20 protein-coding genes and 1 tRNA gene are annotated in these 20,326 nt (G+C 62.0%); 13 read left to right on the forward strand and 8 right to left on the reverse strand.

Annotation, left to right across the window (positions count from 1 at the left end):
* Positions 1-21: 21 nt before the first annotated feature.
* Complete coding sequence (locus ACR1XV_RS15340; protein ID WP_480532836.1) at positions 22-1,290, reverse strand: ABC transporter substrate-binding protein; 1,269 nt, start codon at positions 1,288-1,290, stop codon at positions 22-24.
* Positions 1,291-1,508: 218 nt separating this feature from the next.
* Here ACR1XV_RS15340 and ACR1XV_RS15345 point away from each other — a divergent pair, with 218 nt between their 5' ends.
* Positions 1,509-2,540, forward strand: a complete 1,032-nt coding sequence (locus ACR1XV_RS15345; RefSeq protein ID WP_480532838.1) for a LacI family DNA-binding transcriptional regulator — start codon at positions 1,509-1,511, stop codon at positions 2,538-2,540.
* 1 nt (position 2,541) lies between these two features.
* Complete coding sequence (locus tag ACR1XV_RS15350; RefSeq protein ID WP_480532840.1) at positions 2,542-3,846, forward strand: GH1 family beta-glucosidase; 1,305 nt, start codon at positions 2,542-2,544, stop codon at positions 3,844-3,846.
* Between the two features lie 16 nt (positions 3,847-3,862).
* Here ACR1XV_RS15350 and ACR1XV_RS15355 read toward each other — a convergent pair whose 3' ends face one another.
* Positions 3,863-4,396, reverse strand: a complete 534-nt coding sequence (locus ACR1XV_RS15355; protein WP_480532842.1) for a ZrgA family zinc uptake protein — start codon at positions 4,394-4,396, stop codon at positions 3,863-3,865.
* Positions 4,397-4,620: 224 nt separating this feature from the next.
* On the opposite strand from ACR1XV_RS15355, the gene ACR1XV_RS15360 reads away from it, so the two are divergent.
* The 10 genes from ACR1XV_RS15360 to speB all read left to right on the forward strand — a co-directional run bounded on the left by ACR1XV_RS15360 (position 4,621) and on the right by speB (position 15,674).
* On the forward strand, positions 4,621-5,889 hold the full coding sequence (locus tag ACR1XV_RS15360; protein WP_480532844.1) for an imelysin family protein: 1,269 nt from the start codon (positions 4,621-4,623) through the stop codon (positions 5,887-5,889).
* A gap of 149 nt (positions 5,890-6,038) precedes the next feature.
* The gene (locus tag ACR1XV_RS15365) at positions 6,039-6,332 is read left to right on the forward strand and encodes a (2Fe-2S)-binding protein (RefSeq protein WP_480532846.1); all 294 of its coding nucleotides are present in this window, start codon (positions 6,039-6,041) and stop codon (positions 6,330-6,332) included.
* A complete protein-coding gene (bfr, locus tag ACR1XV_RS15370; protein ID WP_008756985.1) occupies positions 6,280-6,765 on the forward strand; it encodes a bacterioferritin in 486 nt (161 codons plus the stop codon). The genes ACR1XV_RS15365 and bfr overlap by 53 nt, the downstream gene beginning before the upstream one ends.
* A gap of 13 nt (positions 6,766-6,778) precedes the next feature.
* Positions 6,779-8,269 carry a di-heme oxidoreductase family protein gene (locus ACR1XV_RS15375; RefSeq protein WP_480532848.1) on the forward strand — a complete coding sequence of 497 codons (1,491 nt, stop codon included), beginning with the start codon at positions 6,779-6,781 and terminating at the stop codon, positions 8,267-8,269.
* Entirely contained in the window at positions 8,269-9,279 is a 1,011-nt protein-coding gene (locus ACR1XV_RS15380) for an imelysin family protein (protein WP_480532850.1), read from the forward strand. Before ACR1XV_RS15375 ends, ACR1XV_RS15380 begins: the two co-directional genes overlap by 1 nt.
* A 3-nt stretch (positions 9,280-9,282) precedes the next feature.
* On the forward strand, positions 9,283-10,365 hold the full coding sequence (locus tag ACR1XV_RS15385) for a DUF1513 domain-containing protein (protein WP_480532852.1): 1,083 nt from the start codon (positions 9,283-9,285) through the stop codon (positions 10,363-10,365).
* A gap of 102 nt (positions 10,366-10,467) precedes the next feature.
* Positions 10,468-12,357 carry a biosynthetic arginine decarboxylase gene (gene speA / locus ACR1XV_RS15390; RefSeq protein WP_480532854.1) on the forward strand — a complete coding sequence of 630 codons (1,890 nt, stop codon included), beginning with the start codon at positions 10,468-10,470 and terminating at the stop codon, positions 12,355-12,357.
* Between the two features lie 14 nt (positions 12,358-12,371).
* A complete protein-coding gene (locus ACR1XV_RS15395; protein WP_480532856.1) occupies positions 12,372-13,583 on the forward strand; it encodes a saccharopine dehydrogenase family protein in 1,212 nt (403 codons plus the stop codon).
* Positions 13,584-13,665: 82 nt separating this feature from the next.
* A complete protein-coding gene (gene nspC, locus ACR1XV_RS15400; protein WP_480532858.1) occupies positions 13,666-14,835 on the forward strand; it encodes a carboxynorspermidine decarboxylase in 1,170 nt (389 codons plus the stop codon).
* A complete protein-coding gene (speB, locus tag ACR1XV_RS15405) occupies positions 14,832-15,674 on the forward strand; it encodes an agmatinase (protein ID WP_480532860.1) in 843 nt (280 codons plus the stop codon). The genes nspC and speB overlap by 4 nt, the downstream gene beginning before the upstream one ends.
* Here speB and ACR1XV_RS15410 read toward each other — a convergent pair.
* From ACR1XV_RS15410 to ACR1XV_RS15420, 3 genes are all read right to left on the reverse strand, one after another.
* Positions 15,671-16,261, reverse strand: a complete 591-nt coding sequence (locus tag ACR1XV_RS15410; RefSeq protein WP_480532862.1) for an HD domain-containing protein — start codon at positions 16,259-16,261, stop codon at positions 15,671-15,673. The genes speB and ACR1XV_RS15410 overlap by 4 nt on opposite strands.
* Before the next feature lie 91 nt (positions 16,262-16,352).
* The gene (gene lptF / locus ACR1XV_RS15415; protein ID WP_480532864.1) at positions 16,353-17,492 is read right to left on the reverse strand and encodes an LPS export ABC transporter permease LptF; all 1,140 of its coding nucleotides are present in this window, start codon (positions 17,490-17,492) and stop codon (positions 16,353-16,355) included.
* A gap of 154 nt (positions 17,493-17,646) precedes the next feature.
* Positions 17,647-17,722: transfer RNA gene (locus tag ACR1XV_RS15420), tRNA-Trp, on the reverse strand.
* Positions 17,723-17,866: 144 nt separating this feature from the next.
* Between ACR1XV_RS15420 and ACR1XV_RS15425 the strand changes: the two genes are divergently transcribed.
* A complete protein-coding gene (locus ACR1XV_RS15425; protein ID WP_480532866.1) occupies positions 17,867-18,571 on the forward strand; it encodes a lysophospholipid acyltransferase family protein in 705 nt (234 codons plus the stop codon).
* A gap of 14 nt (positions 18,572-18,585) precedes the next feature.
* On the opposite strand, the gene ACR1XV_RS15430 is transcribed toward ACR1XV_RS15425, so the two are convergent.
* The 3 genes from ACR1XV_RS15430 to ACR1XV_RS15440 form a co-directional block, all read right to left on the reverse strand.
* A complete protein-coding gene (locus ACR1XV_RS15430) occupies positions 18,586-18,771 on the reverse strand; it encodes a hypothetical protein (RefSeq protein WP_480532868.1) in 186 nt (61 codons plus the stop codon).
* Positions 18,772-18,937: 166 nt separating this feature from the next.
* Positions 18,938-19,837 (reverse strand): AEC family transporter, encoded by a 900-nt coding sequence (locus ACR1XV_RS15435; RefSeq protein ID WP_480532870.1) that lies wholly within the window; start codon positions 19,835-19,837, stop codon positions 18,938-18,940.
* 241 nt (positions 19,838-20,078) lie between these two features.
* Positions 20,079-20,326: EF-Tu C-terminal domain-related protein (locus tag ACR1XV_RS15440; protein ID WP_480532872.1), on the reverse strand; the 248-nt coding region annotated here is incomplete at its 5' end.

Here is a 20,326-nt window from a genome sequence, read left to right on the forward strand (position 1 = left end):
ACCGCCCGCTGTCAGACGCGCTTAGTCCAGCGCATCCCAGGAGGATTGGATTTCGTCGGCCACCTCTTGTGCAGGCTTGCCGCCAGCATAATCGACCATACCGGTCCAGAAGGTGCCCGCACCCACGCCGCCCGGCATCAGATCGGACCCGTCAAACCGGAAGGTGGTCGCGCCCAGCAGGATGTCGTTCATCTTTGCCAGCGTCGGGTCCGAGAACAGCGACGTATCGACGCCCTTATGCGGGGTCAGGAAGCCGGTCAGCTGCATCCAGATCTCATGCGCTTCGGGCGTTTGCAGATAGGCAATCAGATCATGCGCTGCGGGGCTGTCATTGGTGATCGCCCAGAGCGTCCCGGCACCCAGAACCGGACTGCCCAGATCCTTGCTTTCATAGGCGGGGAAGTAGAAGAAGTCGGCATCCTCACCCACAACGGTGCCTTCGGGGAAGAAGGCCGGAATGAACGAGGCCTGACGATGCAGGTAGCATTGCGGGGGTGAGCTGAACATGCCCTTGGGGCTATCGCGGAAATCCGTGGTCGCCACCGCGCCCGCGCCGCCAGCGACGTAGTCGTCATTGCGGGCGAAGGCTCCGAATTCCTCGATGGCTTCGATCACCTTGGGATCGTTGAACTTCATCTCATTGGCGACCCAGGCGTCATAATCCTGGGGCGATTGGGTGCGCAGCATCATATCCTCGACCCAATCCGTCGCGGGCCAGCCGGTCGCGCCGCCGGATCCCAGACCGATGCACCACGGCGTCTCGCCGTCAGCGACGATCTGGTCGGTCAGCGCCTTGAGCTCTTCCATCGTCGTCGGGACCTCATAGCCTGCGTCCTCAAAATTCTCGGGCACGTACCAGACCAGCGATTTCACATCGACCTTGTAGAAGAACCCGTACAGGTGGTCCGCCCCGTCCGGCCCGGCATAGGTGCCCAGATCGACCCAGGACTGACCGGCGGCATAGTTGTCGCGAATCCAATCGGCGGTGCCGTCACCCAGCGGGGTCAGAAAACCCGACTTGGCCATATCCGCCGCCAGACCGGGCTGCGGGAAGACGGCGACGTTCGGGGCCGATCCGGCTTCGGCATCGATTCTGATCTGCTGCTCGAAACTGTCCGAGCCGACATAGGCATATTCATGACCCGTCGCGGCGGCAAATCCATCCAGAACCTTTTCGACATTCTCCTGATCCGGCCCCAGCCAAGGCCCGAACACGGTCACTTTGTCGGCCTGGGCCGCGCCCGCCATCAGGGCGAACGTGGCCGCGCCTGCGTAAAGCGAGTGTTTCATGAAGACTTCCTCCCAACTGTGTTCAGCGCGTTCGAGATTCGATTTTCAAAGCGCTTTGAATGCCCGAGTTTATCCGCTAACATTTGCCTTCTGTCAATATTTCGTTATCAAAGACCCATCTATGCGGCCATTTCAGCCCCGATCGCAAAACAGGTTGACGCAGAGGGAAATTCACAACACAACAATAAAAGGCCCGATTTGAAGGCGCTTTGAAAGCCATGAACCTTAAGAAACTCTCGGAAATTCTCGGTCTTTCGCAGACAACCGTCAGCCGCGCGCTGAACGGTTACCCCGAGGTGAACGAGGATACGCGCATCCGGGTGCGGGCGGCGGCGGACAAGCATGGATACCGCCCCAACAGCCGCGCCAAGGGGCTGGCGACAGGGCGGTCGATGGTGATCGGGCACGTGATTCCTACCTCATCGCAGCATGAGATGGTGAACCCGATCTTCGGGGATTTCGTCGCCGGTGCCGCGCGGACCTATGCGGCGAATAATTATGACATGATGTTCACCCACGCGCCGGATACCTCGGTCGAAGCGTCGTATCGCAGCTTATTCAACCGGGGCGTCGTGGACGGCGTCGTGCTGCAGGGCCCCAAGGTGCATGAACCGCGGATTTCCGTGCTATCACGCATGGGGGTGCCGTTTATCGTGCATGGCCGGTCGACCGGCGCGGATGAACCCTATGACTGGATCGACGTGAACAATCAGCGCTCGTTCGAGCGGGCAACGCGATTCCTGCTTGATCTGGGGCATCGCCGGATCGCGCTGATCAACGGGCTGGAAGACATGGATTTCGCCCAGCGCCGCCGGAACGGCTATGTGGCGGCCCTTGCCGGGGCCGGAATCGCGCCCGACCCGGACTTGCTGCGCAGCGCCGAGATGACCGAGATCTACGGCCACCAGACCGCCTGCGACATGCTGAAACTGGCCGATCCGCCGACGGCCATTCTGGCCTCGTCGATCATCTCGGCGGTCGGTGTCCGGCGCGCGCTGGAAGAGAACGGGCTGAGGATGGGTCGCGATATCTCGGTCATCGCCCATGATGATGAGCTGTCTTATATGCGCAACGGGCAGGATGTGCCGATTTTTACTGCAACCCGGTCATCCGTTCGACATGCCGGAGAGCTGGCGGCAGAGATGCTGATCGCGCGGATCAACGCGCCCGATGACCCCCCGAAAACATGCCTGCTGGAGGCTGAGCTGGTTGTTGGCAGCTCGACCGGGCCGGCACCGCAAAGGGCTTGATATGAAACATAAACGCGCAGATTTCCCGCAGGATTTCCAGTTTGGTGCCGCAACTTCGGCCTATCAGATCGAAGGCCACGCGCAGGGTGGTGCGGGGACAACCCATTGGGACAGTTTCGCTGCAACGCCGGGCAATGTGGTGAGGGCCGAGAACGGCGATGTGGCATGCGATCATTACACCCGCTTTCCTGGCGATTTCGACCTGATCCGCGATGCCGGCTTCGACTGTTACCGGTTTTCCACCAGCTGGGCCCGCGTGCTGCCCGAAGGGCGCGGGGCGGTGAACCAAGAGGGTCTGGATTTCTATGACCGCCTTGCCGATGCGCTGCTGGAACGCGGCATCAAGCCTTGTGCCACGCTGTATCATTGGGAGTTGCCCTCGCCGCTGGCCGATCTGGGGGGGTGGCGCAATCGCGATATCGCCGGGTGGTTTGCGGATTTCACGCAGGTCATCATGGGGCGGATCGGCGACCGGATGCACAGCGTCGCGCCGATCAATGAGCCGTGGTGCGTCAGCTGGTTGAGCCATTTCGACGGCCACCACGCCCCCGGCCTGCGCGACATCCGCGCCACCGCCCGCGCGATGCATCACGTGCTGCTGGCCCATGGCCGGGCCATCGAAACCATGCGCGGGCTTGGCATGTCCAATCTGGGCGCGGTGTTCAATCTGGAATGGGCCGAACCGGCGGATGACAGCGCCGGGGCGCAGGCTGCGGCGGCACTTTATGACGGGATCTACAACCGCTTCTTTCTGGGTGGGGTGTTCAACAAAGCCTATCCGCAGAATGTGCTAACGGGCCTTGCCCCGCATCTGCCCGAGGGCTGGCAGGACGATTTCGACACGATCGGCGCGCCCGTCGACTGGTGCGGTCTGAACTACTATACCCGCAAGCTGATCGCCCCCGCCGAGACGCCCTGGCCATCGCTGCAAGAGATGCCCGGCCCCCTGCCCAAAACCCAGATGGGGTGGGAGGTCGATCCCGCCGCCCTGTCCCGCTTTCTGATCCGCACCGCGCGCGATCACACCGGCGATCTGCCGATCTATGTCACCGAAAACGGGATGGCGAGCCCCGAGCGTCAGCAGGACAATGACCGGATCGACTATCTGGATCAGCATCTGGCCGAGGTGCGGGTGGCGCTGGATCATGGGGTCCCGGTCAAGGGGTATTTCGTCTGGTCCCTGCTGGACAATTACGAATGGGCGCTGGGGTATGAAAAGCGGTTCGGGCTGGTCGATGTGGATTTCGAGACGCTGGAGCGGCGGCCCAAGGCCTCGTATTACGCGATGCAAAAGGCGCTGACCTAAAATCAGGCCGCGCGCCTTAGGGTAAGGTCAACAGGGGCGTTTCACGCTGGACCACCACGTCCTGCGTGCCGGAGGGTGAGGTCAGTTGAACGCTCAGCCGCCGGGCTTTCGTGAAGCGGTCGAAATAAGTGAACCGGATCATGTTCATCGCCGCGATATCCTCGCACTGAAGCAGGTATTCGGCGTGAAATTCATTATGCGCGGCACCGCCGCTCTCTGCCGTCTCATCCTGACCGAAGGCATCGCCAACCAGCGCCACATTGGCCGATGCGGTGATGCAGCCGGCCTCGGGCGGCAGTTCGAACAGGGTCAGTGGTTCGGACAGGTCCGAGATCGCATCCGCGACACGGGCGCGATTATCTTCGTTCTCGGCCGGATGTTCGAAGCCCACGATATCGTGGCCCGGCACCTCAAGCACCAGCGCAACCGCGCCGTCGGACAGGGTAACACCCAACCGCCCGGCACCGTGGGCATGGGCACCAGATGAATATGTGCCCTGAGCCATCAACGCGACCGGCAGAAGAAACAGAACGATTGCCGCGTATTTCATAACAATCACCATCTAAAATACATTGAGTATCTTAATTGATTTGCAATCCCACGCAACACGCGGGCTGACTGCGGCCCTCCCCATTTCTGGCGGGTCATTTTGGCGGGATATACCTGATAATAAAACTCAGGTTGACTTTGTTGAGTAATTCTATCAAGAACTCACCAGCTTACCCCGCGCCCCGTGGGGGCCACACCCCGAAACACCAGGAAAGACGAACCCCCATGACCAGACTACTCACCGCGACCAGCGCCCTGACCCTGTGCCTCGCAAGCGCTGCTGTCGCGGATGCTCCGTCCAAGTCGGACGTTCTGAGCACCTATGCCAACATCGCCGAAGCCAAATATGACGACAGCCTGATCGCCGCCAAAGCGCTGCAGACCGCCGTGAACGCGCTGATCGCCGATCCGTCGGACGCCACCCTGAACGCCGCCCGCGCCGCGTGGATCGCCGCCCGCGTGCCCTATCAGCAGACCGAGGTTTATCGCTTCGGCAACGCCATCGTTGACGATTGGGAAGGCAAGGTGAACGCATGGCCGCTGGATGAAGGCCTGATCGACTATGTCGATGCAGCCTATGGCGGGCCCAGCGATGAGAACGAGTTCGCCGTACTGAACGTCATCGCCAATCCCAGCTTCCAGCTGTCGGGCGAGACCATCGATGCCAGCCGGATCACGCCCGAACTGCTGTCGGACACCCTGCACGAGGCGGACGGGATCGAGGCCAATGTCGCCACCGGCTATCACGCCATCGAGTTCCTGCTGTGGGGTCAGGACCTGAACGGCCATAGGCCGGGCGCGGGCAACCGCCCCTATACCGACTATGTTCAGGGTGACGGCTGCACCGGCGGCAATTGCGACCGCCGCGCGCAATATCTGAGCGCCGCAACCGATCTGCTGATCAGCGATCTGGAATGGATGACCGCCCAGTGGGCCGAAGGGGGCGACGCCCGTGCCGCACTGGCTGCCGACGAAGCCGCTGGCGTCAGCGCGATCCTGACCGGCATGGGCTCGCTGTCCTATGGCGAACAGGCCGGTGAGCGGATGCGCCTTGGTCTGATGCTGAACGATCCCGAGGAAGAGCATGATTGCTTTGCCGACAACACCCATAACAGCCATTACTACGATGGGCTGGGCATCCAGAACGTCTATCTGGGCAGCTACACCCGCATCGATGGCACTGCGGTCTCGGGCGCGTCGCTGTCCGATTTGGTGACCGCCACCGATCCGGCGCTGGATACCGAGATGAAAGCCAAGCTGGCCAACACCATGCTGGCGCTGGGTCGCATCAAATCCACCGCCGAGGCGGGGTTCGCTTATGACCAGATGCTGGAAGCGGGCAATGCAGGCGGCGAGGCGCTGATCATGGGCGGCGTGAACGGACTGGTCGATCAGACCAAGACCATCGAGCGTATCGTGACCACGTTGGAGCTGGACCAGATCGACTTTGAAGGGTCGGACAGCCTGGATAACCCCGACGCGGTCTTCCAGTAACATGACCAAGGGGCCGGGCATCCGATGTCCGGCCCTACGCGATCTGCGACAATACGGGCTGTATTGATGCACATCAGAGACTTGTGACTGGACCCCGAAATAATACCCCACTAATTAACTAGGAAATAGCCGAACGGACCCGAGCCGCCATGATCGTCTGCCACTGTACCAACATCTCGGACCACGACATTCGCGCCGCGATCGACTGGATGCGCGCGTCGGATTCGCAGGCCATTATCACGCCTGGCAAGATCTACCATGCCCTTGGAAAATCGGCCGATTGCGGTGGCTGTATGCCGCTTTTCCTAGACACGATGCGCGCGAGCGATAATCTGGAAGTCCCATTGCAGCTCCGCGCACTTCGCGCCGGGGCCAGACAGGAGAGTGCACATGAAGGGCGATCCCAAGGTCATAGAATACCTCAACAAATCCCTGCGGCATGAGCTGACGGCGGTCAGCCAGTATTGGCTGCATTACCGCCTGCAGGACGATTGGGGCCTCAGCGGCATGGCCAAGAAAAGCCGCGAGGAAAGCATCGAAGAGATGCAGCACGCGGACAAGCTGATCGAACGGATTCTGTTCCTCGAAGGCCATCCCAATCTGCAAAAGCTGGACCCGCTGCGGATCGGGCAGACGCCCAAGGAAACGCTGGAATGCGACCTTGCCGCCGAGATCGATGCACGGGCACTTTATAAGGAAGCCCGCGAACACTGTCAGAGCGTCGGCGACTATGTCTCGATGGCTCTGTTCGAAGAACTGATGGCCGATGAAGAGGGCCATATCGACTTCTTAGAAACGCAGCTCGACCTGCACGAAAGGATTGGCGAAGCCAACTATGCGCAACTCAACGCGTCAACAATGGATGAGGGCGAGTAGCCTTCTTTTGCCGGTGGCCGTGCTTGCGGCCACCCCCGCCCTGCCCGCCGACCTGCGGGACAGTCATCTGAACTTCCTGCCCAGAACCGCCGACGAACAGGCCCGCATTCAGGCCGCGACCGCTGCGCCCGACGATTTCAGCGCGCCGCAGCGGTTCGAGGACCTGTCCGCCGGGGCCGCCACCGTGCGGGTGCGTACCGACGCGGATGCGTTCTCGCAGCCGTCGGGCAATCTCAGCTTTGAACAAGAGCTGGATTTCCGGGTTGGCAACGGGTTGTTCAAGAAAATCTGGGTGTCGTCGCCATCGTCGACGCTGGCCTCGGACGGGCTGGGACCGCTTTACAATGCGCGCTCGTGCCAGCGCTGCCACATCAAGGACGGGCGCGGCCATACGCCGAACGGGGCCGATGACAACGCCGTATCGATGTTCCTGCGCGTCTCGATCCCCGGCGCCCCCGAGGATGCGCCGGCGGGAATCGAAGACTATCTCGCTACCCTGCCCGAGCCGAATTATGGCGGCCAGATGCAGGATTTCGCGCTGGCAGGCCATCCGGCAGAATACCGGCTGGACATCACCTATGAAGAAATCCCGGTGGAGTTGTCCGAGGGCGAAACCGCATCGTTGCGCCGCCCCACTTACAAGGCCGCCGATCTGGGCTATGGGCCGCTACACCCGGATGCGATGCTCAGCCCGCGCGTCGCGCCGCAGATGATTGGCTTGGGGCTGCTCGAGGCGATCCCGGTCGAGGATCTTCTGGCCAAGGCCGATCCCGATGACGCGGATGGCGATGGCATCTCGGGCCGGCCCAATATCGTCTGGTCGACCGAGTTCGACCAGCCCATGATGGGCCGCTTCGGTCACAAGGCCGGAATGCCCACGGTTATGGAGCAATCCGCCGGGGCCTTTGCCGGGGATATCGGCATCTCAAGCCCGCTGTTCCCCGCACCCCATGGCGATTGCACGGCGGCGCAGGTCAATTGCACCGATGCCCCGCATGGCGACGGGGATGCGCGCGGGTTCGAGATCGACCAGACCGGCATGGACCTTGTCGCGTTCTACAGCCGCAATCTGGGTGTGCCTGCGCGACGCAATACCGTTGACCCGCAGGTGCTGCGCGGCAAAGAGGTGTTTCACAGCACCGGTTGCGCGTCGTGCCATACACCCGCCTATGTCACTCACCGGATGCCCGACCGGCCCGAACAGAGTTTTCAGCTGATTTGGCCCTATACTGACCTGCTGCTGCACGACATGGGCGAAGGCTTGGCCGACAACCGCCCCGAGGCGCGCGCGACGGGCCGCGAATGGCGCACGCCGCCACTGTGGGGCGTGGGTCTGACCGAACGCGTGTCGGGCCACACCCAGTTTCTGCATGACGGGCGTGCACGGTCGCTGCTGGAAGCGATCCTGTGGCATGGTGGCGAGGCGCAGGCGGCCCGTGATACGGTTGTCTCGATGCCCAAAGCCGACCGCGACGCCCTGATCCGCTTTCTGGAGAGCCTGTGATGCGCACCCTTGCTTTTGTGACCGCCCTGATGCTGCCTTTGTCAGCCGCCGCGCAGGACCGCGCGCCGATCCTGATGGACGTGACCGAAAGCCACATCCTGCCGCGCTTTGCCGATCTGGCCGAGGCGACCGGGGTCCTGTCGGCCACGGCGCAGGCCGATTGCACGGCAGATTCTGCTGATCTGCGCGCTGCCTATAACGCCGCTTTCGACGACTGGATTTCGGCCAGCCACCTGCGCTTTGGCCCGACCGAGGTCGAGGACCGCGCCTTTGCACTGGCCTTCTGGCCCGACACCAAGGGGTTCACGCCCAAGGCGCTGTCGGGCCTGATCAATTCCGAAGATGCGGCGATCGAAGACCCCGACGCCTTTGCCGAAACCTCGATCGCGGGGCGCGGGTTCTTTGCGCTGGAACGCATGCTCTATGATCCGGCGATGACCGAACAGGGCAGCGACGCCTATCGTTGCGCGCTGATCCAGGCCATCACAACCGATATCAACCGCAACGCCGCCGCGATCCGCACCGACTGGCAGAGCTATGCGCCCGCCCTGACACAGCCGGGCGGCAACAGCCCCTATCGGTCGGGGGATGAAGCGATGCAAGAGCTGTTCAAGGCGCTGACCACCGGCCTGCAATTCACCAGCGACACGCGGCTTGGCCGTCCGCTGGGCAGCTACGACCGCCCCCGCCCGACCCGGGCCGAGGCGCGCCGATCCGATCGATCCCTGCGCCATGTGGAACTGTCGCTGATTGCCCTGCGCGATCTCGCGGCGCGGCTGGCCATTGATCATCCCGACATTGCCGCCGATCTGGATGCGTCCTTTGCACGCGCCATCGACCGGGCACAGGCGCTGGAGGATCCAGCCCTTGCCGGGGTCGCCGATCCGCAGGGGCGTTTCCGGGTCGAGGCCCTGCAGCAGTCCATCGACGACATCCGCGCGATCACAGCAACCCAGCTTGGCCCGACGCTGGGCATCAGCGCCGGTTTCAACTCGCTGGACGGGGACTAGACCATGACCTCGCGCCGCCGCTTTTTGGCCGGTCTGGCCGCCACCAGCCTTACGCCGGTCCGTGGCTGGGCCTCGGTCGGCGCGCCGGATTTTCTGGCGGCGGGGCTGTTTCCCGACGGGTCGTATCGGCTGGCCGGTCTGGATGGACAGGGGGCGATCCTGTTCTCTCTGCCCCTGCCCGCGCGGGGCCATGCCGCCGCAGCCCACCCGCACAGGGCGCAGGCCGTCGCCTTCGCCCGCCGCCCGGGCCGGTTTGCCCTTGTGATCGACTGTAGCTCGGGCGCTGTGATCAAACGGCTCGACGCCCCGGCAGGCCGCCATTTCTATGGCCACGGCACCTATACGCGCGACGGTCGCCGGTTCCTGACCACCGAGAACAACTATGACGCCGCCCAGGGCGTGATCGGCGTCTGGGATGCCGACAGCTTTGCCCGGCTGGGCGAGTTCCCCTCGGGCGGGGTCGGCCCCCATGACATGCGGCTGATGCCGGATGGCCAAACGCTGGTCATCGCCAATGGCGGCATCGAAACCCACCCGGACACAGGTCGCACCAAGCTGAACCTGCCGGTGATGCAACCGAACCTGACCTATGCCGACCTGTCGGGCAGGGTGCAGGAACAGGTGGAACTGCCCCGCGCGCTGCATAAGAATTCGATCCGCCATCTGGCGGTCCGCAGCGATGGGCTGGTGGGGTTTGCGATGCAATGGCAGGGCGGTCTGACACAACACCCGCCGCTGCTGGGCCTGCACCGCCGAGGCTCTGCCCCGCGCCTGCTGTCCGCGCCTGAGACCGATCAGAGCACCCTGCAGGGCTATGCCGGCAGTATCGCCTTTGCCGCCGACGGCCAGACGGTCGCCATCACCTGCCCGCGCGGCAATGCCCTGCACCGTTTCGATGTCACCAGCGGCGCACTGACCAGCGCTTATGCGCTGCAGGATGTGTGCGGGCTGGGCACCGGACCCGAAGGTCTGGTGTTTTCAACCGGCACCGGCGTGTTCGGAACCCTGCGCGATGCGCCGTCGATCACGGCACGCCCCGACTGCCAGTGGGACAACCACCTGATCCCTATCCGTTCTTTCGGGTGAACCTCGGAAATCGCCGTCACATAGTTTACACTTGGACGAATCGAACTGCTGCCGTATTGGCGGGCGCGAAACCGGCACCCCTTGAGTTAAGGACTGACTTGATTGAAACAGACGCCCGACGCACCGCATTCCATCTACGGGGTTGAAAAATGGGGCAAAGGCCTCATCGAGGTGACAGAGCAGGGTGAGATCGGCCTGTGTAACCCGATGGCCCCCGATACCGCCGCGATCAGCCTGCCGGGCATCCTCAGCGATCTGGACGAACGCGGCATCAAGGCGCCGATGCTGCTGCGTATCAGCTCGTATCTTGAAAGCGAGATTGCCAGGCTGAACGAGTGCTTTGCCGAAGCGATTGCGCGCACCGGCTATCAGGGCAGCTATCGCGGCGTGTTCCCGATCAAGGTGAACCAGCAGGCGCAGGTGATCGAACGCATCGTCCAGTGCGGCAAGAAATACAACTATGGGCTCGAGGCCGGATCGAAACCGGAACTGGTCATCGCGTTGGCTCATCGTCTGGCCCGAGAGGCGCTGATCGTCTGCAACGGCGTCAAGGATACCGAGTTCATCCAACTGGCCATGCTCAGCCGCAAGATCGGGTTCAACACCGTGATCGTGCTGGAAAGCCCGAAAGAGGCCGACACGGTGATCCGGGTCTATGAGGAACTGGGCATCGAACCGCTGCTGGGAGTGCGGGTCAAACTGACCAACCAGATCAGCGGCAAGTGGGAAGAAAGCTCGGGCGACCGGTCAGCATTTGGCATGAACACCGATCAACTGGTCGCCGCCGTGGACAAGCTGCGCGATGCGGGCCTGCTGCATTGCCTCAAGCTGCAGCATTCGCATCTGGGATCACAGGTACAGGACGTCAACGATGTGCGCCGCGCCGTGGGCGAGGCCTGCCGGTATTACACCGAACTCACGCGCGAGGGCGTCCCACTGACGCATCTGGACCTCGGGGGCGGCATGGGCGTGGACTATACCGGCGAAAAGAGGGCCGCCGAGAACTCGATCAACTACACGGTCGACGAGTATTGCGCCAACGTGGTGGAAACCGTGGCCTATGCGATGGACGAGGCCGAAATCACGCATCCGACGCTGGTCACCGAAAGCGGGCGCGCGGTGGTGGCGACGTCCTCGATGCTGGTGTTCAATGTGCTGGAAAGCACGCTCTATGACGCGCCCAGCGGACCCGAGGTCGAACCCGACGATCACCACATGATCGCGGACCTTGCGGCGGTCCATGGTTACCTGTCCAGCGACCGGCTGCAGGAATGCTGGAACGACGCCACCTTCTACCGCAACGAGCTGCGCGCCCTGTTCCGCCGCGGCTATGTCGACCTGCGCCAGATGGCTCGCGGCGAGCGCATCTACCTGTCGCTGGTGGCCCGCCTCAAGGCGCTGGCGGCGCGCGATGATCTGGGCACCGATCTGGACGAACAGCTTGAGAAGGTGGCCGATATCTACCACTGCAATTTCTCGCTGTTCCAGTCGCTGCCCGATGTCTGGGCCATCGACCAGCTGCACCCGATCGTGCCCCTGCAGGGCCTGAACGACGTGCCCGACCGCCGTGCGGTCCTGTCCGACATCACCTGCGACAGCGACGGCAAGATCGACCGGTTCATCCTGACCGATGGCGTCTCGCCCAGCCTGCCGGTGCATTCCCTTCCCGATGAGGGCGAGTATTTCATGGGCGTCTTCTTCGTCGGTGCCTATCAGGAAACGCTGGGCGATCTGCACAACCTCTTTGGCGACACCAACGTCGTCACCATCGACCTGCGCGCCGATGGCGGATTTGACCTGCTGGATGAGCAAGAGGGCGACACGATCAGTCAGGTCCTGTCCTATGTCGAGTTCGACCCCGCCGACTGCGTCGCCGCCTTCCGCAAGATGGTGGACGAGGCGATCTCGACCGGTACTCTGCAAGCCAAGGACCGCAAAACCCTTATGAGCGCCTATCGCGACTCGATCAACGGCTACACCTATTACGAATAAGAAGGAGACAGACCATGGGCAAAACACTGGTTGTCGGCGCGGGCGGCGTATCCCACGCAGCCGTGCACAAGATGGCGATGAATTCGGACATCTTTACCGAGATCACTCTGGCCAGCCGTACGAAATCGAAGTGCGACGCCATCGCAGCGGCCGTCAAGGATCGCGTCGGTGTGGACATCAAGACCGCCGAACTGGACGCCTACAAGGTCGAAGATACGGTCAAGCTGATCAAGGACACAGGCGCTGAGATTCTGGTGAACCTCGCCCTGCCCTATCAGGATCTGGTGCTGATGGACGCGTGCCTTGAGGCCGGTATCCACTATCTCGACACCGCGAATTATGAGCCCGAGGATGAGGCCAAGTTCGAATACCACTGGCAATGGGCCTATCAGGAACGGTTCAAAGAAGCCGGCCTGACCGCCATCCTCGGCTCGGGCTTTGATCCGGGCGTGACCAGCGTGTTTGCCAAATGGCTCAAGAAACACAAGCTGGACACAATCCGACAGATCGACGTTCTGGACGCCAATGGCGGCAGCAACGATCAGGAATTCGCCACCAACTTCAACCCCGAGATCAACCTGCGCGAAGTGCTGGCCGAGGTGCGCCACTGGGAAAACGGCGCATGGCAGCACAGCCCGGCCATGACCCACAAGGTCGAGTTCGACTTCCCGGCCATCGGACCAAAGAATATGTACCTGATGTATCACGAGGAACTGGAGTCGCTCAGCACCCACTTCCCCGAGATCGAGCGCGCCCGCTTCTGGATGACCTTCGGCGACGCCTATATCACTCACGCCAAGGTGCTGGAAAACGTCGGCATGACCCGCATCGATCCGGTGATGCATGACGGCAAGGAAATCATCCCGATCCAGTTCCTGAAAACCCTGCTGCCCGACCCCGGCGATCTGGGCGCAGAAACCAAGGGCAAGGCCTGCATCGGCGACATCGCCACAGGTCAGGCCAAAGACGGCTCGGGTGAGAAAACCTACTACATCTACAACATCTGCGACCACGAGGAATGCTTTGCCGAGGTCGGCTCTCAGGCCGTCAGCTACACCACCGGCGTCCCCGCCATGATCGGCGCGGCGCAGGTGCTGAAAGGAAACTGGCGCGAGCCGGGCGTGTGGAACATGGAACAGCTGGACCCGGACGATTTCATGGACATGCTGAACACCCAGGGCCTCCCGTGGCAGGTCCACGAACTCGACGGCCCGGTAGAATTCTAGATCCAGAACTTCATCTGGCCAAAAATATCCCGGGGGTCCGGGGGCAGAGCCCCCGGCCTCTCCACAATCGGAGACGCCGGCAATGTCCGACATGATGACCACCCAAGCGGGCGACGCCAAAGCTTTCCGCAAGTTCGACCTTGCCCGCGTGCCCACCCCCTGCTTCGTGGTCGACGAAAAAGCGGTCGAGCGCAACCTGACCATCCTCTCCGATATCGGCACCCGCTCCGGCGCGCATGTCCTGAGCGCGCTCAAGGCGTTCTCGATGTTCTCGCTGGCTCCGCTGGTGCGCCAGCACCTGGGCGGCACCTGCGCCAGCGGCATTTACGAGGCGCGGCTGGGACGCGAGGAATACGGCGGCGAGGTCGCCACCTTCTGCGCCGGTTACAAAGACGCGGATATCGACGAAATTCTATCCCTGTCGGACCACATCATCTTCAACTCTCCGGCGCAAAAGGACCGGTTTCTTGACAAGGCAAGGGCTGCGAATGTTCAGGTCGGCCTGCGCATCAACCCCGAACATTCCGAAGGCGAGATCCCAAAATACGATCCCTGCGCCCCGTGCTCACGCCTTGGCACGCCGGTCAGCCAACTGACCGCCGAAACCCTGACCGGGGTTGATGGCCTGCACATGCACACGCTCTGCGAACAAGGGTTCGAACCTCTGCAGCGGACATGGGAAGCGGTCGAACCCAAGCTCAAACCGTTCTTCAGCCAGCTCAAATGGCTGAACTTCGGCGGTGGCCACCATATCACCCGCGACGATTACGATCGCGAGGGCCTCATTGCCTTCATCAAAACCATCCGCGCCGAACACGACGTCGAGATTTACCTCGAACCCGGCGAGGCCGTCGCACTGGATGCGGGCATTCTGGTGGGCGAAATCCTCGATCTGCCGACCAATGGCATGACCCTTGCGATCACCGATATCTCGGCCACATGCCACATGCCCGACGTGATCGAAGCCCCCTATCGCCCGGCCCTGATGGACGAGGCAGAGGCAGGCCATACCTACCGTCTGGGAGGCCCCTCATGCCTCGCGGGCGATGTGATCGGGGACTACACATGGGACAAGCCGCTGGAGATCGGCCAGCGCTTTGCCTTCCTCGATCAGGCGCATTATTCGATGGTCAAGACCAACACGTTCAACGGCGTTCCCCTGCCGACCATCGCCCTGTGGAATAGCGAAACGGATGAGCTGAAAATCATCAAACAGTTTGGCTATGACGACTTTAAGGACCGCCTTTCATGAGCCTTTTCCTCGACAGTGAACTGACCGCCGCTGAACGCTCAGAAGATGGGCGTTTTCGCGTCATCCCGGTGCCGCTGGAGCGCACCGTCTCTTACGGCGCGGGCACAGCCAAAGGCCCCGACGCGATTATTGAGGCGAGCAATGAACTCGAACGTATCACCGGTCATGCCGAACCCTGCGTCGAAGGCATCTTCACCGAAGACCCATTGAACTGCGAAGGTCCTTTGCCCGAGGTGATGGAACGGCTGGCCCAACGCACCGAGGCCGCAATCCGCGCAGGCAAGGTGCCGGTGACGCTGGGCGGTGAACACTCGCTGAGCTACGGTGCCGTCACGGGCGTGGCCCGCGCTCTGAACCAGCCGCTGGGCGTTGTTCAGATCGACGCCCATGCCGATCTGCGCAACGCGTATCAGGGCGAGAAACACTCTCACGCCTCGGTCATGCACTTGTTGGCCGAGGAAGGCATCCGTCTGGCCCAGTTCGGAGTCCGCGCCTTTTCCACCGAAGAGGCGCAAAGCCGCCTGAAAAACCGCGTCTTCCACGTCGATGCCGAAGAGTTGGTGACCGATGGCCTTCATGCAATCGACCTGCCCGAGGACTTCCCCGAACTGGTTTATGTCAGCTTTGATGTGGACGGCCTTGACCCCTCGCAGATGCCCGCCACGGGCACCCCGGTGCCGGGGGGGCTGGGCTATTATCAGGCGCTGCATCTGGTCGAGCACGCGCTCAGGGGCCGCCGCTGCGTGGGCTTTGACGTGGTGGAACTGGCCCCCGACGGCAATGCCGCCTGGGACTTTACCGCCGCCCAGATCGTCTATCGCCTGATGGCGGCCTGCTAGGCATCAGAGGTCTCGTTCAGTTCCATATGCCCGTCGCCTTTGCTAAGGACGCGGCGCAGCATCGGCTCAAAGAATTCCAGCGGTCTGGTCGGGTAATCCGGGTCGAACGCTTTCTGATCGTATTCGTGGCAGAAATACCGGCAGTCCTCCCAGTGCGGGCTGTCGCGGTACTTGTCGCGGGCGTGACGGTCGCCGCCCAGATGGTGGTTGTAATAGTATCCCTGAAACACGCAATGATGCTTGAGAATCCAATGGGTTTTCTCGCTGACATAGGGCTTCATCATCGCCGCCGACAACTCTCCGTGGTTGTAGGGCGACAGGATATCTCCGGTGTCATGGATCAGGGCGGCAACCACCAGTTCCTCGTCTGCGCCGTCCTCGTACGCACGGGTCGCGGCCTGCAGGCTGTGTTGATAGCGGTTCACCGGATAGGGCGTCCAGTCCTCGTCCAGAGACCGGATCGCATCGAGAATCCGATCGGGCAGCGCGGCGTTGTACGCCTCTTCATATTCCATGACGGCGTCCCAGTCGGCCTTGGTGGCCTGCTCGAAACTGGTCCAGGTCGGTTTGCGGCTTTTGTCCAGCATGGCGGGCCCTCCGGGTCTGTGCGGCCTGATCAGCCTAACCGCTCACCCACCCCGCGCTAGCAGATTTGCGACATGCGACCGTCGCTGCGCATCAGGCAGGGGCTGGCACCCCGGTCCGGCGATTGCCCGGTTTGCGAAACAGGGGGCGCCCGGCGATGGCCAGAAACAGGATCGACAATGCAACCCCAATCAGCGCGGGCAGATACAGCAGCCCCCACAGGCGCGGGTCCTCGATCACAACCGGCGAAACGAACCCGCGGACGCCTTCCAGTAAGACCAGAATCGTGAAGGCCACAAAGATCTGCGGCCACAGGCCAAAGCGCGAAAAGCTGCCCAGCATCAGGGTCGAATACCCCACCAGCGCCACCGCAACGCAGATGGCCACCCACGAGAACCGCTGATGCAACTCCTCGATCAACTGCCCGACCGAATGCTCGTCAGTTGCAGACACCCCTTCGATGTCCTGTATCAGTTCGATCGTCGGAATCGCCTCGCGGCTGCGTTTGCCGATATCGGTGTCGCGGGCCAGTTCCGAGATATCGTATGCAGCGTCCTCGAACAGAGTCGAGGACAGCGTATTCCCCACCTGATCGAACCGGAGCGCCACGCCATCCAGCATCACCAGATGAATGCCCGCGCTTTGGTTGACCAAATAGGCCGTGGTGCTGGAATAGCTGACCGGATTGTCCACGTCGCGCCGGTCCGAGACAAAGACCTCGTGCAGGGTTCCGTCCAGATCGATCCGCCCGATATAGACGGTCACACCGGTCGCGGGGTGCAGAAACTCTCCTTCATTCAGCAATTGCGCGGTGACATCACCGGCCACCTCGGCCTGCCGCTGTTCCAGCTGTTCAACCGAGGCCGGCCGCAGAAAGACGCTGATCACCGCCATCATCAGCCCCGCGCACAGCCCGAACATCAGCACCGCCCGCGACAGCCGCCACGGGCTGGAGCCGGTCGCCAGCATCACCGTCATCTCGCTCTCGCGGCTCAGCCGGTTGGTGGCGTAAACTGCAGCGGCAAAGACGGCCATGGGCATGACTGTCCGGATCAGGGTCGGAAGCGTCAGGGCGGTGAATTCCAGAAACACCATCGCCGACTGGCCGCCGCTGATGACGCGGTCGAACAGGCTGACCGAACGGGTGATCCAGAAAACCCCCACCAGCACCAGCGTGAAAAACCCGAACAGCACCAGCAGCTGCCGCAGGAAATACCCGTCGAAACGCGACATGAGACCTCATCGTCATAACCTGCGCGGACAGTATGTCATTCAGACGACCGATGAAACCGCGATTACGCGCCCGGCGGCGCCATTGCCCCGGCGCGGACGTCTTATGGTCCCGGCGTACAGAACCTTGCGCGAAATCGCTGCGAATGCGGGTGAATGGCAGGGGCAGCAGGGTTCGAACCCGCGACCTACGGTTTTGGAGACCGTCGCTCTACCAACTGAGCTATACCCCTAGGCTGGGCCATCAGATATGCCAGTGGCGCAAAGGACTCAAGAGGCTTTTTGCGTTTTGCAACCACTTTGACAGGCGGACAAAAACATTGCGCCCCGCGCGCAGTTCTTTAAGACATGGCCCGGTCAGCAGGAGGACCACTGCCTTGAGCATCCGCAAGAAAATCGCCGACAGCGAAGCTGTGCTGAACTGGGTTGCGCGACGGATTGCGACCTATATCCGGCTGGTGCATCGCAACACGCGGTGGCAACGTATCGGGTATGACGAACTTGACCAGTTGGCGCAGCAGGGCGAGCCGGTCATCGTGGTGCTGTGGCATCAGCGCTTGGCGCAGTCGCCCTATTTCTTTCCGTTGGACAAGGGGCGTATCTGCTCGATCACCTCGGCTGCGCGCGCGGGCAGCATGGTGGGGCGGGTGCAGAAACTGTTCGGGATGGACACGATCGCGATGTCCAGCCGCAAACGCCACGTCGCCCTGTCGCGCGAGGTGCTGAGCAAGATGAAACAGGGCATCTCGATCGGCATTGCTGCCGACGGCCCGCGCGGGCCTGAACGGGTTTCATCCACCGTGCCGCTGATCTGGGCGCGCACATCGGGCAAACGGGTCTTCGGCATCACCTATTCCGCCCGACACGGGCGCGAAGCGGGCACCTGGGATCGTCTGCTGATGCCGCGCCCGTGGCGCAACGAAGGCGTGTTCCTGTGCCGCGAATGGACCGATCCGGTGCCGCGCAAGGCGACGCCCGAGCAGATTGAAACGCTGCGGCTGAGCCTTGAGAAGCATATGAACGACATCACCGCCGAGGCTGACCAGATGGTCGGGCGCGAGCCTTGGGGGCCAAAGGATTGACCTCCAACTCCGGATCAGTCCACGACGCGATAGGCTGACTCGGTCCGCCCCGGCCCGAAACGCCGTCGCTCGCGGCAAAAGTCGCTGACCTTGCAATTCACTTCCTGTTCGTCATCACCCAGAACGGCGGCGCGCATGTCGTCCAGATCCTTGCTGTGAAGAATCTGCGACCCGTAGTTCAGGAACTCGAAACCAAACATAACTCTCTCCCCGTGATATCAGCGGACGCTTGACGCACACCCCGCATTCCCTGGCTCGGATCACAGGTGGGTATTCAGGTTTCGGATAAGGTGGAGGTCGGATTAAGAAAAACCCATCAGCGGCCGGAAAAGGGGACATCATCGCCCTGGCGACATCCTCTCTCTGTCAGATCCAGAAGGTCAGCGCCAGCGGCAGCACAAGCAGCGTTGCCAGAGTCGAAAGCAGGATGAACCCCGCCACATCCGGCGCCTTCTCGGGCTGGTACTGATCTGCAAGCAGGTAGTTTGCAACCGATGACGGCATCAGGCAGCACAGGATGACCACGCCGCGTTCGGGACCGGTAAAGCCGAACAACCTCACCACGATCAGCGCGATGAGTATCGCAAAAACCAGATGGAGTATGGTCAGCAATCCCGCCTGCCGCGCATCGCGGATCTGAAAAGACGCCAGCGTGTGCCCCATCGTCAGCAACAGAAGCGGTATCGTCAGCCCGCCAAGGATACTGAAACTGGCCTCAACCGGCTTGGGCAGCGGAAGGCCGGTGAACACCAGCACCAAAGCCACCAGCGTTGCGTGGATGACCGGGGACCGAAACAGTGACCGCATCGAAACCGCTCCCGAAGGTAGCCATATGCCGATGGAGAACATGCAGAGCAGAATGATCACCACGAAGCCCATCGTATAGGCCATCCCGGTGCCACCATAGGTCAGCAATGTCACCGGCAGGCCGATCCCCCCGACATTTCCATACATCAGCGGCCCCAGAAAGGCGGGAACCGAATACCCGAGTAGCCTGAGGGCGATGTATCCAAGCAGAGCAAACCCCGCAACCACCAGCGCCGCGGCGGCCATAACCGACAGAAAGGTGCTCGCCTCGATTTTCGCGGTGGATAGGTGCGAAATGACCAAGGCCGGGAAACCCACCCACGAAATCAGGCCATTCACCACTTTGTTGTCGAACGGCGCCCTGAACCGGGCGAGGCCATAGCCGACGGCAACGCATATGAGCACCGGCAGGATGATGTTGAGAACATTCAGAAAGATGTGCTCAAGATGTGATGTCATCGCTAATGCCGATCTCGCCCATTGGAAATTCAGAATAAAGCCTTGATTAACCTGCGTGAATGAGCCCCTTGTAGCAAGAAAAAGGGCAGCCGCAAAGCCACACACCCGTGCAGAATACTGCGCCTCGCGCATCTGAACGAAAAAGGCCGCCCCTGTTTGGGACGGCCTTCTTTAATTTCGATGGTGTGGGCTCTCATTGCTCTTTCAGAGCAACTGCCGCCCACCAGTCGGCAGAGCCGACTTACTCGATGATTTTCGACACAACGCCGGCGCCGACGGTGCGGCCACCTTCGCGGATGGCGAAGCGCAGGCCGTCTTCCATCGCGATCGGCGCGATCAGCTCGACGGTGAAGCCGACGTTGTCGCCGGGCATAACCATCTCGGTGCCAGCCGCCAGAGTCACGGTGCCGGTCACGTCCGTGGTCCGGAAGTAGAACTGCGGACGGTAGTTCGCAAAGAACGGGGTGTGACGACCGCCTTCTTCCTTGG

The sequence above is a fragment of the Ruegeria sp. AD2(2025) genome, from assembly GCF_056542385.1.

Excerpts from the sequence above, each read along its gene's own strand:
- ACR1XV_RS15340 (WP_480532836.1), bottom strand. The coding sequence starts at position 1,290 with ATGAAACACTCGCTTTACGCAGGCGCGGCCACGTTCGCCCTGATGGCG.
- ACR1XV_RS15345 (WP_480532838.1), top strand. The coding sequence starts at position 1,509 with ATGAACCTTAAGAAACTCTCGGAAATTCTCGGTCTTTCGCAGACAACC.
- ACR1XV_RS15350 (WP_480532840.1), top strand. The coding sequence starts at position 2,542 with ATGAAACATAAACGCGCAGATTTCCCGCAGGATTTCCAGTTTGGTGCC.
- ACR1XV_RS15355 (WP_480532842.1), bottom strand. The coding sequence starts at position 4,396 with ATGAAATACGCGGCAATCGTTCTGTTTCTTCTGCCGGTCGCGTTGATG.
- ACR1XV_RS15360 (WP_480532844.1), top strand. The coding sequence starts at position 4,621 with ATGACCAGACTACTCACCGCGACCAGCGCCCTGACCCTGTGCCTCGCA.
- ACR1XV_RS15365 (WP_480532846.1), top strand. The coding sequence starts at position 6,039 with ATGATCGTCTGCCACTGTACCAACATCTCGGACCACGACATTCGCGCC.
- bfr (WP_008756985.1), top strand. The coding sequence starts at position 6,280 with ATGAAGGGCGATCCCAAGGTCATAGAATACCTCAACAAATCCCTGCGG.
- ACR1XV_RS15380 (WP_480532850.1), top strand. The coding sequence starts at position 8,269 with ATGCGCACCCTTGCTTTTGTGACCGCCCTGATGCTGCCTTTGTCAGCC.
- ACR1XV_RS15385 (WP_480532852.1), top strand. The coding sequence starts at position 9,283 with ATGACCTCGCGCCGCCGCTTTTTGGCCGGTCTGGCCGCCACCAGCCTT.
- ACR1XV_RS15395 (WP_480532856.1), top strand. The coding sequence starts at position 12,372 with ATGGGCAAAACACTGGTTGTCGGCGCGGGCGGCGTATCCCACGCAGCC.
- nspC (WP_480532858.1), top strand. The coding sequence starts at position 13,666 with ATGTCCGACATGATGACCACCCAAGCGGGCGACGCCAAAGCTTTCCGC.
- speB (WP_480532860.1), top strand. The coding sequence starts at position 14,832 with ATGAGCCTTTTCCTCGACAGTGAACTGACCGCCGCTGAACGCTCAGAA.
- ACR1XV_RS15410 (WP_480532862.1), bottom strand. The coding sequence starts at position 16,261 with ATGCTGGACAAAAGCCGCAAACCGACCTGGACCAGTTTCGAGCAGGCC.
- lptF (WP_480532864.1), bottom strand. The coding sequence starts at position 17,492 with ATGTCGCGTTTCGACGGGTATTTCCTGCGGCAGCTGCTGGTGCTGTTC.
- ACR1XV_RS15430 (WP_480532868.1), bottom strand. The coding sequence starts at position 18,771 with ATGTTTGGTTTCGAGTTCCTGAACTACGGGTCGCAGATTCTTCACAGC.
- ACR1XV_RS15435 (WP_480532870.1), bottom strand. The coding sequence starts at position 19,837 with ATGACATCACATCTTGAGCACATCTTTCTGAATGTTCTCAACATCATC.